This window comes from Sorangium sp. So ce887, assembly GCF_051521455.1.
Classification (GTDB): Bacteria; Myxococcota_A; Polyangia; order Polyangiales; family Polyangiaceae; genus Sorangium.
This window is the reverse complement of record NZ_CP150354.1, coordinates 8,667,467-8,682,381: the sequence shown is the minus strand read 5'-3', so window position 1 is coordinate 8,682,381 and position 14,915 is coordinate 8,667,467. Positions and strand designations below refer to the sequence as shown.

Below are 14,915 nucleotides of genomic sequence, written 5' to 3'. Positions count from 1 at the left end.
CTATTAGCTTAGAGTGTCAACGTGGATCGGCGCGAACGCTCGCGAGGTCGACAGGGTTCGCCACCCCCTCGTTTCACGGCGGTGCGGTCCGCCGGCCAAACGGCTGCGCCCGGCGCAGCAGCGCGCGCAGAGCCGGGCGAGCCTTGCCGCTCGGCCGCCCGGCCATGGTCCTTCGCCCTCCCTAGGCGCAGGGCCGACTGACCGACGATCTGAAGAACGTTTCGGCGAACGCGATCGAGTTGGAGCGCCGACGGTCGCGGATCCGACGGCAGCGAGTCGACCCGGATCGCTGAGGAAGAGCGATCCGACGGTCGCGCGCCGAGTTGGATCAGCAGACGTCGCCGATCCAGTGCGCGGGCCTGCGGCCGAGCCGCTCGCCACGCTCGTTTCTCTCTGCACGACGTTTCGGTAGGATCAGGCTCAGTGCTGACGCGGCTCGGCCCGTTCCGTCTTCTCTCGCGCATCGCCAAGGGCGGGATGGGGGAGACGTTCGTCGGCGAGCGCACCGGCGCCACGGGCGTGGTGCAGCGCGTCTGTGTGAAGACGCTCCTCGGGCAGGAGCTTCCCGACCCGAAGTGGATCGAGGACTTCAAGAACGAGGCGCGCCTCGTCGCGCCGATGCGTCACCCGAATATCGTCGCGCTCTACGACTTCGACCAGACGATGGGGATCTGGTGGATGGCGCTCGAGCTGGTCAAGGGCCTCGACGTGCGCGCGTTGATCTCTGCGCGGCGTGCTTCTGGGGAGCGGCTGCCGATCGAGGTCGTGGTGTACATCGCGGCGGAGCTCGCGAAGGCGCTGTCGTACGCGCATCGGATGCGCTTCGCGGACACGGACGCGATCGGGCTGATCCATCGCGACGTGTCGCCGTCGAACATCCTGCTGAGCACCGACGGTGCGGTGAAGCTGACCGACTTCGGCATCGCGAAGGTGCAGAAGAACGTGTGGACCCAGACCGGGCACATCAAGGGCAAGGAGCTCTACATGTCGCCGGAGCAGGCCATCGGGGATCCAATCGATCCGCGGTCGGACCTGTTCTCGCCGGGCATCGTCTTGTTCGAGCCAGTAGGGTACAGCTATACGGTAGGATGCCTTCCGCTTGGTGCTACGTCGCGGTAATCCCAGGCGTTTCAGGCATGGAAGACCTGCCTGATCGCATAAGGCCCGTTCTGCCAATGAGCTCGTACAGTCGGACTGCACGAGTCAGGAACGGCTCCGATAATCTTGACTTTGCGGAACGCGTTTGCTTGTCCTATCTGCCCGCGCCGGTGCCTGCCCCTCCGGGATTCGTGGACACGTTCCGCGTCCTCCACCCGAACGAGGCGACGGTCGGTACATTCCTCGTCCACGTCGCCCTCCCGGAGCAGCCGCTCGCCGAGCCACTGCAGCCCGTAGGCGAAGCCGCCCACCTCCTCGATCACCTGCTCCACGTGCGCCGCGGCTCCTTGCGCGGCCACCTCCCTCGCTGCTTCCGCATCGAGCGGCCCGACCCAGATCCGCTGCGAGCTGGTCAAGAATCGCGACGTCAGTCCATTCTATTGAAACACCTCATAGAGATCCCGCCGGGACGCCGAGACCCAGGTGATCTTCCGCCCCTCCACATGCCCACGCATCGCCTCGAAGAAGCCCTCATCGAACCCCTGTCCCACCGTCGCGAGCTTGTCCGCCTCGTCGAGAATCAACACCAGCTTCCCGAGCCTCCCTGACTGCTCCACCGCCGCGCGCAGGGTCGCCCCCTCCTGCTCGATCCGTGCGGCCACTTCGGGCTTGTTCACCTTCCGCGCGATCGCCGCGACCAGCATCCCTGGCGAGAAGCCGACGCCCGGATCGATCCAGGCCACCGGCCGGCCCGCGGGCACATGCCGCTCCACCCAGCGCAAGAGCGACGACTTCCCCACCTTCGCCCCACCCAGGATCTGCGCCGGCAGGTTCTTGGCGATCGCGTCGAGGGTCTCCCCCTGCTCCGCCGTGCGGCCAAAGAAATCCTGGGCTCGCGCGATCGGCGGGCCGCGCGTCTGGAGCCGCCGACCGCCTGGGGCTGCACACGATGCCGCCCGTGCAGCAGCGTCGCCTGCCAGCGCGGCCCGCCGACCGCGCGTCTGGAGCCGCCGACCGCGCGAGGGTAGCTACTCCTGCCACATCCGAACGAATAGGCGTTTGCGGGACTGCGCCGGGACCTCGCCGCCGCTGCTGCTCAGGCGCAGTCCCGCAAACGCCTATTCGTTGGGCCCGCGTTGGGCCACACCGGAAGCTAGCGCGGTCGAGCATCGACTCGAACCGATTGAAATTATTGACCTTCATGCCGATCGCTCCGCGGCACCAGGGAAGTCTTGGAGGCATGTCCACCAGGAGATGGGTGCGACCCATCTTTTGTTGGAGGCACGTCCACCGGGAGACGGGTGCGATCCATCTCCCGCGTGGATGAGCCAGCTCACCCGGATGGGTTCACGGCATGCGGACCGCCCGGGGTGGGGGCGCCGGGATAGCTTCGGGCTTCCTGGCGCGGGCTCTTCGACGGGACCTCGCGAGGTCGTCGACCCTCTCGACGTAGGGGGGCAGCAGGAATGCGGCGCGCGCCTGCGACCGACCGGCGGTACCCCCCCAACGCCTTGCGGGCATGCCGCCGTGCGAAGCGCGGTCGGCGCCAGTCGCCTGTTGCGCCCGCTCCCCGGCTCTTCGGCTGGGCGAGGAGGTTATAGCTTTTGAGCACCTTGCAGCTTCCCGAGGCCGCGATCGAAGGTTCCAAGTGGAACGTGGCCCGCTGCGCGGGCGACTTCGAGGATGAGACAATCGGAGAAGCCAAGGCCGGCATGATTGCGGTACTGCGCGACGGCCGCCTTCACCACGTTGGCGTCCTGCACCACCAACTCGTTGTGGTCAAGCAGCATCTCTATTCCGTTCGAGATCTGCTCCGGCTCGATGCTGTACACCGAATCCAGGACCCAAACGGCTTCCATGAGCACGAGATGGGAGATCCATGCACCCGTCTGCACGAAGGCCTCTGCAGCGGCGAGTTGCTTTGCGTCGTCGCGCGCCAGCAAACGAACGAGGACGTTGGTGTCAACGGCGCGCATGGCGGGCCCTGATGTGCTGCCTGATGCCTTCCTTGAGATCCGCGAGGCTTCGCGGCTGGGGCTCCTGCGGGAACAGCGCCCGGTGAACATCCTCGGACGTGTGCCGACCGACACGCCGTACGGTGATTCGATCGCCTTCGGCATCCCATTCCAAGATGGATCCTGGTACGAGCTCGAGGCGCTTGCGTACCTCGGCGGGAACCGAGATCTGTCCCTGCGCTGTGACCCTGGATTGCGCGAGCTTCATGCTTGCACAGTACCACGGTAATGTGCCCCGAGCAAGGCTGCCGCAGGGCGACCCTTGGATAGGCACCTACGCCATCAGATCTCGATCGGCCAGCCGAGGTGGCGCTCGTACATCCGGCTCCGGTGCTCGAGGAGCGCGCGCGGCACCGCGTCGCCGATCGCCTCGCACGCGGTCCCGAAGGCCTGGCGGAGCAAGGGCTGGAGACGGGGGCAGTCGCTCTCCGGGATCGGGCAGAGCGGGGTCAGGAAGGTGGCGGCGTAGACGTCGAGCGCATTCGGTCGGTCGCCGTCGAGGTAGTCGCGGCCTCCGTCGAGGCGGGCGGCGAGGGCGGAGAGCGTGGTGATGATGCGGGCGCGCACGCGGTCGAGGTCGCTCGCGGGGGAGTAGCCGTAGCGCGCCGCGAGGTAGTGCGCGACGGGCAGCGGAAAGCCGCGCTTGCCCCCGCTCGTCATCGAGGCGTGGATCATGAGGAGGCGCGCGTTCCAGCCGAGGCCCTCCTCGCCCGCGATCTCGTGGAGCAGGCCGACGAGGCGGACGCGGTGATCGAGGTCGTCGGGGAGCAGGGCGCCCGGCGGGCCGAGGCGGGCGGCGAGGGTCGCGATCGCGGCCCAGTGGACGCGCGGGGGCTCGTCATCGTGGAAGACGGCGGGCACGTTGTCGGCGCGCATCCACGCCGCGAGCTCCGCGTCGTCCCGCGAGAACCGCACCACGCGCACCGGCACGCCCTGAAGCCGGAACAGCCCCTTCGCGGCCTCCGACCAGGGGCTCGGGACCATCCCCGACGCGACCACGCGGACGCCGCGGGCCGCCTTCGCGGTCGCGACGTCGACGAACTCGATAGGATTCATGCGCCCGATGCTGCCCCCAAGCGGCCTCGCCTTTCAAGCCGCACCGGCCGATTCCACGCCGATCCCCGCCGCGAGTCCCCGCTGCGAGCGGCCTTGCTCCGCTCCGAAGCGCTCGGGTATCCTGCCGCGGCCGTGATGGAGCTCGAGAACCGCACTCCGTTTTCTGCGCTGGAGTACGACGTCGTCGACCCTCGGGGCGACGAATCGCACGTCGTCGTCGCGCGGGGCAGCTACGCGCTGCGCGCCGCGCCGGAGGCGGGCGAGAGCGACGGCGCGAGGATCACCCACGTTGCCGCCATCACCGAGGGTGAGCTCGTATTCTCGGATGTGGTCCACGGCGAGATCAACCGCAGCAGCGTCAAGTACGAGAGCGATCTCGCGCAGAGCAAGCCGAGGTGCGACGTCATCGTGATCGGCGCAGCGCACGCTCCGGCCGGCGAGGCTGTGGCGCGCGTGGACGTGCGAGCCCGCATCCGGCGCCTGGCCGCGATCCCCGACCTGGCGGAGGCCGGCACGCTGCTGGATCACCACCTGGCCGTCCGCGGGGCGCGGGCGTTCGAGCGCACGGACGATGGATGGGCGCTGACGGATCCGGAGCCCTTCGTGGCGCTGCCGCTGCGCTACGAGCACGCCTTCGGCGGCCAGCTCAAGGTGTACGCCGAGGACGAGGCCGCGAAGCGGGTCGACGACGCGCACCGGCTGAGCGAGGAGGCGCGCCGGGCGCACCCGGAGGCGGACGCTGCCCCGGTGGCGCACGCGACCTGCGCGTACAATCCGTTCGGCGTCGGCTTCCTCGAGGGCTGGTACGCGGACGCGGCCGAGGTGAAGCGCTGGCCGGCCCCGCAGATCGAGGCGCCCGGCGCCGGGATCACGGCGGAGATCTTCGCGCGGATGGTGGCGGGCGAGGTGCGCGCCGGCGAGGTGCCGGAGCTGTCGCCGCGCGGGGTCGGCGTCATCGCCAAGCCCTGGCAACCGCGGCTGAAGCTGGCCGGCACCTTCGATGATCGCTGGCTCGCCGAGCGCTGGCCGTACATGCCGCCCGACTTCGACATGGCCTACTGGAACGGCGCGCACCCCGACATGCAGTGCGACTACCTGTTTGGCGGCGAGCTCGCGGAGCTGTGGAACCTGCTGCCGCGGAGCGCGCCGGGCGTGGCGCCCGAGACCGCGGGCACCGCCTGCCGCTTCCACCTGCCCGAGGCCGCCGTGGTCGTCCGGCTCACCGGCAAGGACGACGCGGTGAGCTTCGCCGCCGTGCCCATCGACACGGTCATCGTCGACCTCGAGCAGATGCGCCTGTCGCTCGTGTGGCGCGCGCGCATCCCGGCGTCGCTCGAGGTTGAGGGCATAAGCCTCCTGGCGCTCGGGTACATGAAACAGACGGGCGCGGCCTAGTCGAAGCACGGAGGAAGAACATGCCGATCGGAGCTCGAAAGGACAGCAGCTTCTACGCGGTGACCCTCGCCCCGGACGTGTGCTTGACCCCGGTGGGCGGCGCGATGGTGCCGGTCCCGTACATGCTCTACGCCAGCTTCGACAGCAGCATGAAGTGCATCGAGCACGTGAACCTCAACGGCAAGCCCACCTACGTCTACGATCACAGTCTGGCGCCGACCGTTCAGGGCGACGAGCCCGGCATCGGCGGCGGCGTCAAGTCGGGCGTGAACCAGGGCAAGGTGTGGTCGCACGAGGCGTCGACGAACGTCCGCGCCGACGGCCGGCGCATCGTGCGCAGGGGCGATCGCTGCTGGATGAACGTGAAGGCCTGACGCCGTGGCCCTCCCTCCCAGCGCGCAGATCGACGCCTCCGTTCGGAGCGAGACGCCCGGCGACGGCAACCCAGCCGCCAACGCGCTCGGGCGCGTCTACACGACACAGAGAGAGGGAACGCAGGTGGCGCTGCTCGACGAGGAGCTCGCCAGGCAGCTCGCGGCGGAGGCCGCCAGGAAAGCGGCGGAGGAGGCCGCCAAGAGGGCGGCGCCGGGCGCCTTGTCCACCCTCGGCCCGGCGGCCGGCGGAGCGGCCGTCGGCGCGGGGGTGTGGGGCGCCATCGCCGGCGGCATCGGCCTGATCGGCATCTCGCGGACCCGTGCCCTCACCGAGGACGCGCTCACCGATCCGTCTCAGCGGCCGATGCGCACGCCCTTCCTGGGCCTGGACATGGGCCTCGGCCCCCGCGCGTCGCCGAGGCTCGACACAAACGTCCGGGTCACGAGCCCCCGGTGCCTCGTGGGGCGGCACGGCGACCTCAAGAAGATCTGCAAGCTGGTGCCGGGCGAGGGCTCCCAGTCGCACCACATCGTCCCCGACGAGTTCGTGCGATCGGGCACGCGCAACGGCTCCGCGTACCGGATCCTCTCCGAGGACGACGGCGCCGCCATCTGCATCCCCGGAAACGCCTTCATCAGGGGCACGATGCACAACGCCATCCACGCGGACCTGAACAACCTCCTCAACAACAAGGTCGCCGCCGGCCTGGCGACCGACGGCACCCTCCCGCTCTCCGACGTGATAGGATCGTCACTCCGCGTGACCATCGCGCACAAGCCGGAGTGTGCTGCCCAGATCCTCCGCGAGGTGACCAGGGCGTTTCAAGGGATCGACACCACCCAGCGAGTGAAGATCAGATGAACTCGAGCGGCGCGGATCCCCGAGCAACGCCGGACGATCCCGGCGACACCCCGATGACGATCACGGGCGCGCTCGCCCTGAGCGCCTCCAGCGTTTATCTCTCGGCGACCTTCGCCACGCCGGGCGATTATACCCCGTATACAAGGCTCTTCCTGTACGACGAGGGCGGCGCCCCGCCGTGGACAGCGCACGATGCCGGCTTCTTCACGGTCGGGCTGGAGCAGCATGCCGCCCACGGGGAAGATCTCACGCTGTTCGCGCTCTCCCTGGACGGCGAGGTCGAGATCCTGTCTGCGCGGGGCGCGGTGATCGAGCAGATCCCGGAGGCCGGGCTCTACCGGCCGACGTCGAAGGGATATGGTTTCCTCACGGCGCTGCGCCGCGTCGGCGACCGCCTGTTCGCCTGCGGGAGCGCGGGGCAGGTGTACCGGAGGCTCGGTCCCGGCCGCTGGGCGCACGCGGACGCGGGCCTCCTCCAGGCGCCCGGCGTGGACTTCAAGGACATCGTGCGGCCCATCGACCTCCAGGGGCCGGCGGAGGACGACATCTACCTGGCCGCGCAGCAGCTCGGCCCGCTCGGGCTCGAAGGGAGCCTGTATCACCTGGGCGGCCCGCGGTGGCGCCGCCTCGAGGTGCCGCCGATCGGCGGGCTCAACGCGGTTCACGTCGAGAGCGCGCAGCGCATCTGGGTGTGCGGGCACGAGGGAGCGCTGCTCGTCGGCAATCACCGCGACGGCTTCCGGAGCGTGTCGAGGGAGAGGAGCCCGCACCTCTTCCACGCCGTCGCCATGTACCAGGAGACCCTCTATCTCGGGTCGAACTACGGTCTCTTCCGCTACGACCTCGAGCGCCGGCGCGCCGTGCGGGTGCGCACCGGCCTCGAGCAGGAGCTGCGCTACATTCACACGATCGAACAGGCCGGCGGCGTCCTCTGGTGCGTCGGCCCCACGGACATCGCGCGCTTCGACGGCGAGACGTGGACCCGCGTCCATGCCCCGGAGGCGCCGAAGGGAACGACAGCTCCGAGATCAAGCTCGACGTGATGGACTTCGCCCGATCATGGCGTCAGAAAACGTAGACGCTCTTCGGGATGAACGGCAGCGGGCTCAGGCCGCTCTCCGCGTAGATGGGGTACGGGTAGCCGATGCAGTCCTCGTTCTGGAACATCGCGGCGCCGACGCCGTTGGTGTTGTAGGCAGAGTGTGCCCTTCCCTCCCAGCCGTGCTCCGGAAGGTTGACGCACGTGCCCACCTGCGGGTTCAGCGCCCGGACGTTGAAGATTTCCCCGCCGTAGCCCTCCTCCTCGAAGAGGCAGAGGACGCTGTCGAAGGGGCAGGGAATGGGGTCCTCCTCCTGCGCCGAGGCCACCTCGGGAAGCAGCAGGCCTGCCCCCGCGAGGAGGCCGACGCCCACCAGGGCACGTAAGCCCAGGGAGCGGGACGGAGTGAAACGACGGAGGTTCTGAACGCGATCGAGCCAGTGCATGTGGTTTCCTCCTCCTGCCCACCCATGGGCAGGTACTGCGGAGGCACCAAGCACGGAGGCTATTCACGCATTCCCGGCCTTCGACTGTTGTAGACAGGATGTGACACAAAAAGCATGCGGGCTCGCATGTCCCTGGAAATATCTCATCCTCCCGGATGGCGGTTTCATCGACATGGAAGTTCTCCGCAAAGACTCACCATGTATGCCAGCAGGAGCGGCGGGTGGACTTCTGGAGGCTCATCCGCGGAGCCCGCGAAGTGCACGGTCAACATGAAGGGATCGAACTACTGCGGTAACGAGTCGCACCGGTGACAACGTCCTCGGGGGCGAATACACCCCCTCACACCCGTGCTCGCGCCGGCGGAGCCTACATCGTCAAGCGCGCCCGCGGTATGCTCCTGCCCCAGGAGCCCCTGCTTGTCCCTCGAAGGCCACCGATCCGAGCCATCCTCCGGCGTCACGGGCGACGCCGACAGCCTCTCCGGCGGCGGCTCCACCGCTTCCTCGCCGTCCCTCGCGTTCCTCCGCCAGATCGCCCGCGTGCCCGAGGTCGTCCCAGCCGCCTCCATCGACGCCGACGAGAGCGGCGCCTTCCTCGCCGCCGGTGAAGATCCGCCGCGCTTCGCGCTCCGCCGGCGCCTCGGGAGCGGCGGGTTCGGCACCGTGTACGAAGCCTTCGACGGAAAGCGCGGCGCGCTCGTCGCGCTCAAGGTGCTGCGGCGCCCGGACGCCAGGGCCATCTACCTGTTCAAGCAGGAGTTTCGCGCGCTGGCCGGGATCGTCCACCCGCGCCTCGTCCGGCTCTACGAGCTGCACCGGGACGACGCGCGCTGGTTCTTCACCCTGGAGCTCGTCTCGGGCACGGACGTGATCACCCACGTGCGCGGCGAGGAAGGCCCGGACGAGGCGCGCCTGCGCGCGGCCTTCCGGGAGATCGCCGAGGGGCTTTCGTTCCTGCACGACGCGGGCAAGCTCCACCGCGACATCAAGCCGTCGAACGTGATGGTCGACGCGGCCGGCGCCGTGAAGGTCCTCGACTTCGGGCTCATCGCCGATCTCGACGCCCCCACGGCGCCCGTGCGGGCGGGGACACCGAGGTACATGGCGCCGGAGCAGGCCGCGGGGCTCGCGGTCGGGCCGGCCGCCGACATGTACGCCGTCGGCGTGATGCTCCACCAGGCGCTCACCGGCCGCCTGCCGGCGCAAGGCGGCGCAACGCCCGCGCCGCGACCGGCCGCGACGGCCGTGCCCGAGGATCTCGACCGCCTCTGCCGCGAGCTCCTGGCGCACGACCCCGCGGTCCGACCCACGGCCCGCGAGGTCGCGGCGCGGCTCCTCGGCCAGGCCGCCGGCGCGCCGCTCGCGCGACCCCGGGCGCCGGCGGCTCCCTTCGTGGGGCGCGCGGCCGAGCTGGGGCGGCTCCACGCAGCCCTCGACGAGGCGCGCGCGGGGCGCACGGTGGTCGCGCTGCTTCGGGGATCGTCGGGGATCGGAAAGAGCGCGCTCTTGCAGCGGTTCCTGGAGTCGGCGGGAGGCGCGCCCCCGGCAGTCAGGCTCGCGGGGCGCTGCTTTCAGCAGGAGTCGGTGCCGTACAAGGCGCTGGACGGCGTCGTCGACGAGCTCGGCCGGCTCCTCGCCCGCGCGGCGCCGGAGGACCTCGCCATGTGGCTGCCCGACGACGTTGTCGAGCTCGGGCGCGTCTTTCCGGTGCTCCGGGAGGTGCCGGCGATCGCGGCGGCCGCGCCGCGCGAGGGCGCGGCGCCGGACGCCGCGGAGCGCAGGCGCCGGGCCTTCGCCGCGCTGCGCGGGCTGTGCGCGCGCCTCGGCCGCGCGCGCGCGCTGGTGCTCGCGGTCGACGATCTCCAGTGGGGCGACCTCGACAGCGTCGCGCTGCTCGCCGAGCTGATGCGCCCTCCCGCGGCGCCGCCCTTGCTCTTCATCGCCTCGTACCGGGTGGAGGAGGCCTCCACGAGCCCCGTCCTCCGCGCGCTGCTCGCGGCGCTGCGCGAAGGCCTCGCGGCGGACGTGCGCCTGCACGAGATCGACGTCGGCGAGCTGCCTCCCGCCGACGCCGTGGCGCTCGCGGGCGCGCTGCTCGCGGGCGCGGGCGCGTCAGGCGGCGCGGCGGCGCGGATCGCGGCGGAGGCGCACCGCAGCCCGCTCTTCATCACCGAGCTCGCGCGCCTCGCGGGCGAGAGCGGCCCTCCGGGCGGCGCCGCGCCCGACCTGTCCGCGTTGCTCGCGGGGCGCATCGGGCGGCTCCCCGCGCCGGCGCGGCGGCTGCTCGAGGTGGTCGCGGTGGCGGGGCAGCCGATCGCGCGGCGGACCGCGGCGCGCGCGGCGGAGGTGGAGGGCGAGGCGCTGGACGAGCCCGAGGCGCTCTCGCGGCTCGTCGCCGCGCAGGTCGTGCGCGTGCGGGAGGCGCACGATCGCGAGGAGCTCCTGCCGTACCACGATCGTGTCGGCGAGGCCGTGCTCGCCGCGCTGCCGCACGCCCATCGCCGCGAGCACCACCTTCGCCTCGCGCGCGCGCTGCGGGGCCAAGGCGGCGCCGAGCCGTCCCTGCTCGTGCACCACCTCCGCGGGGCCGGGCTCGACGCGGAGGCCGCGGCCTGCGCCATCGAGGCGGCCGCGCAGGCGCAGGCGGCCCTCGCCTTCGATCAGGCGGCGCGCTTCGCGCGCGAGGCCCTCGCGCTGGGCGAGCGTGACGCCGCCGTCGCCCGCGACGCCCGCCTCGCGCTCGCCTCCGCGCTGGCGAGCGCCGGCCGATCGCGCGAGGCGGCGGAGGCGCACCTCGATCTCGCGTCGCGCGAGCCGCCGCGCGAGGCGCTCTCCCACCGGCGGCAGGCGATGCAGCTGCTCCTCGCGGGCGGCTACGTGGACGAAGGGCTGTCGGTGCTCGACGGCGTCCTTTCGGAGCTGGGGCTCTCCAGGCCGGCGTCGACGCTCGAGGCGCTCGCGCAGGCGGCCGCCCTGCGCGCGCGGCTGTGGGCCCGCGGCCTCGCGTTCCGCGAGCGCGCGGAGCGCGAGATCCCCGACCGGGACCTGTTCGCCATGGACGCCTGCCACTCGGCCGCGAGCCTCGCCGTGGCGGCGCCCGTCCAGAGCGCGCCGTTCTCGGCGAGGCACCTGCTCCTCGCGCTCGACGCCGGCGAGCCGCACCGCCTCGCGCAGGCGCTCACCCGCGAGACGATCCATGCCGCGGTCCGCGGCGGCCGGCGCGACGATGGCCGCCGCGCCGCCGCCTTGCTGGCGCTCCTCGAGCAGGTGGCCGCGCGCTCGCCGCGCCCGGAGACGCGCCACCTTCACCGGCTGGCCGAGGGCGTGGCCGCGTTCGTCCGTGGAGAGCTCGAGCGCGCCGAGCTGCTCCTGCGGCAGAGCAGCGCGGCGCTCGGGGCGCACGGCGGCGAGGGCGGGAGCGCCGCCAGCTTCGCGCACGCGCTGCTGGCGACGGTGCTCTGGCTCCAGGGCAAGATCCCCGGCCTCGCCGCGACCACGGCCGATCGCCTCGCCGAGGCGCGCGAGCGCGGCAACCGCTACCGCGAGACCATGATCCGCCTCAACGGCGCGTACCTGCTCGACCTCGCCGCCGATCGGCCGGACTCGGCGCGCGCCACGGTGGACGCCGCCATGGAGCGCTGGTCGCGCGCCGGCTACCACCTCCAGCACTTCCGCGAGGTCCTCGCCCGCGGGCGGATCGCGCTCTACGAGGGCGACGCGGCCGCGGCCCTGCGCTTCGTCCTGGCAGGGACGCCGCCTCTCCTCGGCTCCGGCATGGTCGCGATCCCGGTGGTGCGGGGCGAGCTCCACTACCTGCGCGCCCTCGCGTCACTCGCGGTCGCCGCGGGTGGCGGCGCCCGGGCGATCGCCTTGCGCGTCTTCGCCCTCGCCGACGCGCGCGCGCTCGATCGGCGCGACGTCTGGTGGGGCCCGCCCGTGGCCGCGATGATCCGGGCCAGCGTCGCCGGGCAGCGCGGCCGCGCGACCGAGGCCGCCGAGCGCATGCGCGGCGCCGAGGCCGCGCTCGACCGGCAGGGCGCCGCCCTCGTGGCGGCCGCCGCGCGCCGCGCGCGGGGGATCTGGCTCGGCGGCGACGAGGGGCGCGCGCTCGTCGCCTCGGCGGACGCGTGGATGCAGGCCCGCGGCGTGCGGCGCCCCGCGCGCCTCGCCGCCACGCTGGCGGGGTAGCTCCGCACGTCGGACATCCCGCCAGACACAGCCTGCGGCGGTAGCGTCGTTGCTACACTGACCGGACGCGGCCATCAGGGCTCATCTCGCCCCCACGATAGTTTCGCCCGGCCAAGGTCGCCACGTGCGCCACCAGATCCGGCGGCTTCACCGGCTTGGCCAGATGCATCTGGTATCCGGCCATGAGCACCCGCGTGCGGTCCTCGGCGCGCGCAAATGCGGTCAACGCCAGCGCCGGCACGCGCCCCCCACGCTCTTGCGGCAACTGCCGTACCTTCTGGATCAGCTCATACCCGCCCTCTTGCGGCATGCCGATGTCGCTCACCAGGACCATCGGCTGGTCTCGCTCCAGCTCCGCCAGAGCCTCCACGACCGAACCCGCCGTCCGCACCTCCGCATGGCACTCCGCCAGTATCTGCAGGAGCAGCTCTCGCGTGTCCGGCTCGTCGTCCACCACCAGCACCCGCACCCCCTTCAAATCCATGAGCTCCCCGCCACGGTGCGATAATGGCCGGCGCGGCGGCATCGAGGGCGGCTCTCCTCCGGCCAAAGCCTCGGCATGCTTGGCCTCCAGCGGCAGCTTCACCGTGAAGCTCGCCCCCTGGTCCTTCCCTGCGCTGGCCGCCTCCACCGTCCCCCCGTGCAGCTCCACCAGGTGGTGCACGATCGAAAGACCCAGACCCAGCCCGCCGTGCTCACGCGTGGTCGACGCGTCTGCTTGCCTGAATTGCTCGAATACGTACGGCAAAAACTCCGGATCGATGCCGATCCCCGTGTCGCTCACCGCGAGATGCGCGTACGAATCCTCGCGACGAAGCGATACCTTCACCTGCCCGCCCTGCCGCGTGAACTTCATCGCGTTGCTGAGCAGGTTCCACACGATCTGCTGGAGGCGATTCGAGTCCCCCATGACCTGTCCTCCGGTCGACTCGACGCTGAGCTCCAGGCGGATCCCCTTCGTGTTCGCCGCCGGCTCCGCCGATTCCAGCAGCCTTTCGAGCATCTCGGCCAGATCGACCACCTCCACGTCGAGGCTCAGCCGCCCGCTGATGATACGCGACATGTCCAGGAGGTCGTCGATGAGCTTGGACTGCGCCCGCGCATTCCGCTCGATCGTCCCGAGCGCCCGGCGCAGGATCTCGTCCGAGGGGCCGCGGATGCGGAGTAGCTGCGACCAGCCGAGAATCGCGGTGAGCGGCGTCCGCAGCTCGTGGCTCAGCAGCGCCAGGAACTCATCCTTCAGCCGCCCGGTACGCTCGAGCTCCGCCCGCGCCGCCTGTTCGCGAGAGAGGAGCACCTCCCGCTCCGCCTCCGCCCGCTTTCGCTGGCTGATGTCCGTGGAAATCCCGCAAACCGCATACGGCCGGCCCGACTCGTCGAGGAGCGGGCACTTGATCGAGATGTACGTGTGGAGCCCATCGTCCTGGGGCACGATCTCTTCCATCTCCAGCGGCCTCCCGGCCGCCGCCACCTGCTGGTCGAAAGCGCGAAATGCGTCGGCATGTTCCACGGGGAAAAAGTCATAGTCGGTCTTGCCGATAATCGTCCGCGCGGGCACATGAAATAACTCTTCGTGGCGGCGGTTGACCATCAAATATCGGCCTTCGAGGTCCTTGACGTAGATGACGGCTGTCGAGTTCTCGACGATGGCCTGAAGCAGATGCTGGCTCTCGCGCAAAGCATATTCCGCGCGCCGGCGCTCGGCGTTCTCCGCTTTGAGAGCAGCGTTCGATCTCGCCAGCTCGGCCGTGCGCCCTCGCACCCGTTGTTCCAGCTCCTGATGGGCACGCTGCAACTGCGCGTTCTTCGCTTCGAGCTCCTTTTGTGCCTCGCGCAAGATCAGTTGCGTCTTGATCCGCGCGAGCACCTCTTCAATCTCGAACGGTTTGGTGATGTAATCGACGCCCCCCGCCTCGAACCCCACGAGCTTGTCCGCCACTTCTCCGAGGCAGGTCATGAATATCACCGGGATGTCTCGGGTGCTCTCAGCCGCCTTCAGGCGCCGGCAGGTCTCGAAGCCGTCGATCCCAGGCATCACCACGTCCAGCAGGATCAGGTCGGGCTTCATGAGGCTAGCCCGCTTCAAGGCCGCTTCCGCGTCCTGAGCGGCGAGCGCCCGATGACCTGCGGATTCCAGATGATCCACCAACACGGCCAGGTTGGTGGGCATGTCATCCACGATGAGGATCGTGCCCTCACGAGCACCGGGCGCGGAGGCTCTGCTCATGATCGCTGACCGCCCCAGGCGCGTCGCGCACCGAGACCCGGCGTCACCTTCCACGCGAGCCCCTGGGCCAGCCGGCCCGAAATTTCCCATGCACGCTGATCACTCGCGTGACAGGGCGACAGCGATCCGATTGGCCGCGGCCGCAGGGAAAGCCGTGAGGGCAACATGATCTGATACGGGGTCCACGCCCAGGCTTCCATGATACGATCCACCTC

General features: G+C 70.7%; 13 protein-coding genes. 6 read left to right on the top strand and 7 right to left on the bottom strand.

The window, feature by feature from the left end; all coding sequences use genetic code 11:
- The first annotated feature begins 423 nt into the window (after nt 1-423).
- Nucleotides 424-1,119 (top strand): serine/threonine-protein kinase, encoded by a 696-nt coding sequence (locus WMF36_RS32340; RefSeq protein ID WP_437574619.1) that lies wholly within the window; start codon nt 424-426, stop codon nt 1,117-1,119.
- A gap of 11 nt (nt 1,120-1,130) precedes the next feature.
- Here WMF36_RS32340 and WMF36_RS32335 read toward each other — a convergent pair whose 3' ends face one another.
- The 5 genes from WMF36_RS32335 to WMF36_RS32315 all read right to left on the bottom strand — a co-directional run bounded on the left by WMF36_RS32335 (nt 1,131) and on the right by WMF36_RS32315 (nt 4,169).
- Entirely contained in the window at nt 1,131-1,430 is a 300-nt protein-coding gene (locus WMF36_RS32335; protein ID WP_437574618.1) for a hypothetical protein, read from the bottom strand.
- A 105-nt stretch (nt 1,431-1,535) separates the two neighbouring features.
- Nucleotides 1,536-2,000 carry an nSTAND1 domain-containing NTPase gene (locus WMF36_RS32330; RefSeq protein ID WP_437581983.1) on the bottom strand — a complete coding sequence of 155 codons (465 nt, stop codon included), beginning with the start codon at nt 1,998-2,000 and terminating at the stop codon, nt 1,536-1,538.
- A gap of 693 nt (nt 2,001-2,693) precedes the next feature.
- Entirely contained in the window at nt 2,694-3,074 is a 381-nt protein-coding gene (locus WMF36_RS32325; protein WP_437574617.1) for a PIN domain-containing protein, read from the bottom strand.
- A complete protein-coding gene (locus tag WMF36_RS32320) occupies nt 3,061-3,321 on the bottom strand; it encodes an AbrB/MazE/SpoVT family DNA-binding domain-containing protein (protein ID WP_437574616.1) in 261 nt (86 codons plus the stop codon). The genes WMF36_RS32325 and WMF36_RS32320 overlap by 14 nt, the downstream gene beginning before the upstream one ends.
- A 74-nt stretch (nt 3,322-3,395) precedes the next feature.
- Nucleotides 3,396-4,169, bottom strand: coding sequence for a glutathione S-transferase family protein (locus tag WMF36_RS32315; protein ID WP_437574615.1), 774 nt, complete (start codon nt 4,167-4,169; stop codon nt 3,396-3,398).
- A 93-nt stretch (nt 4,170-4,262) separates the two neighbouring features.
- Between WMF36_RS32315 and WMF36_RS32310 the strand changes: the two genes are divergently transcribed.
- From WMF36_RS32310 to WMF36_RS32295, 4 genes are read left to right on the top strand one after another with little or no spacing between them, the layout of a single operon-like run.
- A complete protein-coding gene (locus WMF36_RS32310) occupies nt 4,263-5,564 on the top strand; it encodes a DUF2169 family type VI secretion system accessory protein (RefSeq protein ID WP_437574614.1) in 1,302 nt (433 codons plus the stop codon).
- A 20-nt stretch (nt 5,565-5,584) separates the two neighbouring features.
- Nucleotides 5,585-5,938, top strand: a complete 354-nt coding sequence (locus WMF36_RS32305) for a DUF4150 domain-containing protein (protein WP_437574613.1) — start codon at nt 5,585-5,587, stop codon at nt 5,936-5,938.
- Between the two features lie 4 nt (nt 5,939-5,942).
- The gene (locus WMF36_RS32300; protein ID WP_437574611.1) at nt 5,943-6,800 is read left to right on the top strand and encodes a hypothetical protein; all 858 of its coding nucleotides are present in this window, start codon (nt 5,943-5,945) and stop codon (nt 6,798-6,800) included.
- A complete protein-coding gene (locus WMF36_RS32295; protein ID WP_437574610.1) occupies nt 6,797-7,843 on the top strand; it encodes a hypothetical protein in 1,047 nt (348 codons plus the stop codon). The genes WMF36_RS32300 and WMF36_RS32295 overlap by 4 nt, the downstream gene beginning before the upstream one ends.
- A 22-nt stretch (nt 7,844-7,865) precedes the next feature.
- Here the strand turns inward: WMF36_RS32295 and WMF36_RS32290 are convergent, their stop codons facing one another.
- Complete coding sequence (locus tag WMF36_RS32290; RefSeq protein ID WP_437574609.1) at nt 7,866-8,213, bottom strand: peptidase inhibitor family I36 protein; 348 nt, start codon at nt 8,211-8,213, stop codon at nt 7,866-7,868.
- 489 nt (nt 8,214-8,702) lie between these two features.
- Here WMF36_RS32290 and WMF36_RS32285 point away from each other — a divergent pair, with 489 nt between their 5' ends.
- Entirely contained in the window at nt 8,703-12,473 is a 3,771-nt protein-coding gene (locus WMF36_RS32285; protein WP_437574608.1) for a protein kinase domain-containing protein, read from the top strand.
- A gap of 52 nt (nt 12,474-12,525) precedes the next feature.
- On the opposite strand, the gene WMF36_RS32280 is transcribed toward WMF36_RS32285, so the two are convergent.
- Nucleotides 12,526-14,700: a response regulator gene (locus WMF36_RS32280; protein ID WP_437574607.1), complete on the bottom strand. Its 2,175-nt coding sequence runs from the start codon at nt 14,698-14,700 to the stop codon at nt 12,526-12,528.
- Between the last annotated feature and the right edge of the window lie 215 nt (nt 14,701-14,915).

Coding starts and splice junctions, on each gene's coding strand:
- WMF36_RS32320 (WP_437574616.1), bottom strand. CDS start 3,321: ATGAAGCTCGCGCAATCCAGGGTCACAGCGCAGGGACAGATCTCGGTT.
- WMF36_RS32305 (WP_437574613.1), top strand. CDS start 5,585: ATGCCGATCGGAGCTCGAAAGGACAGCAGCTTCTACGCGGTGACCCTC.
- WMF36_RS32295 (WP_437574610.1), top strand. CDS start 6,797: ATGAACTCGAGCGGCGCGGATCCCCGAGCAACGCCGGACGATCCCGGC.
- WMF36_RS32315 (WP_437574615.1), bottom strand. CDS start 4,169: ATGAATCCTATCGAGTTCGTCGACGTCGCGACCGCGAAGGCGGCCCGC.
- WMF36_RS32325 (WP_437574617.1), bottom strand. CDS start 3,074: ATGCGCGCCGTTGACACCAACGTCCTCGTTCGTTTGCTGGCGCGCGAC.
- WMF36_RS32280 (WP_437574607.1), bottom strand. CDS start 14,700: ATGAGCAGAGCCTCCGCGCCCGGTGCTCGTGAGGGCACGATCCTCATC.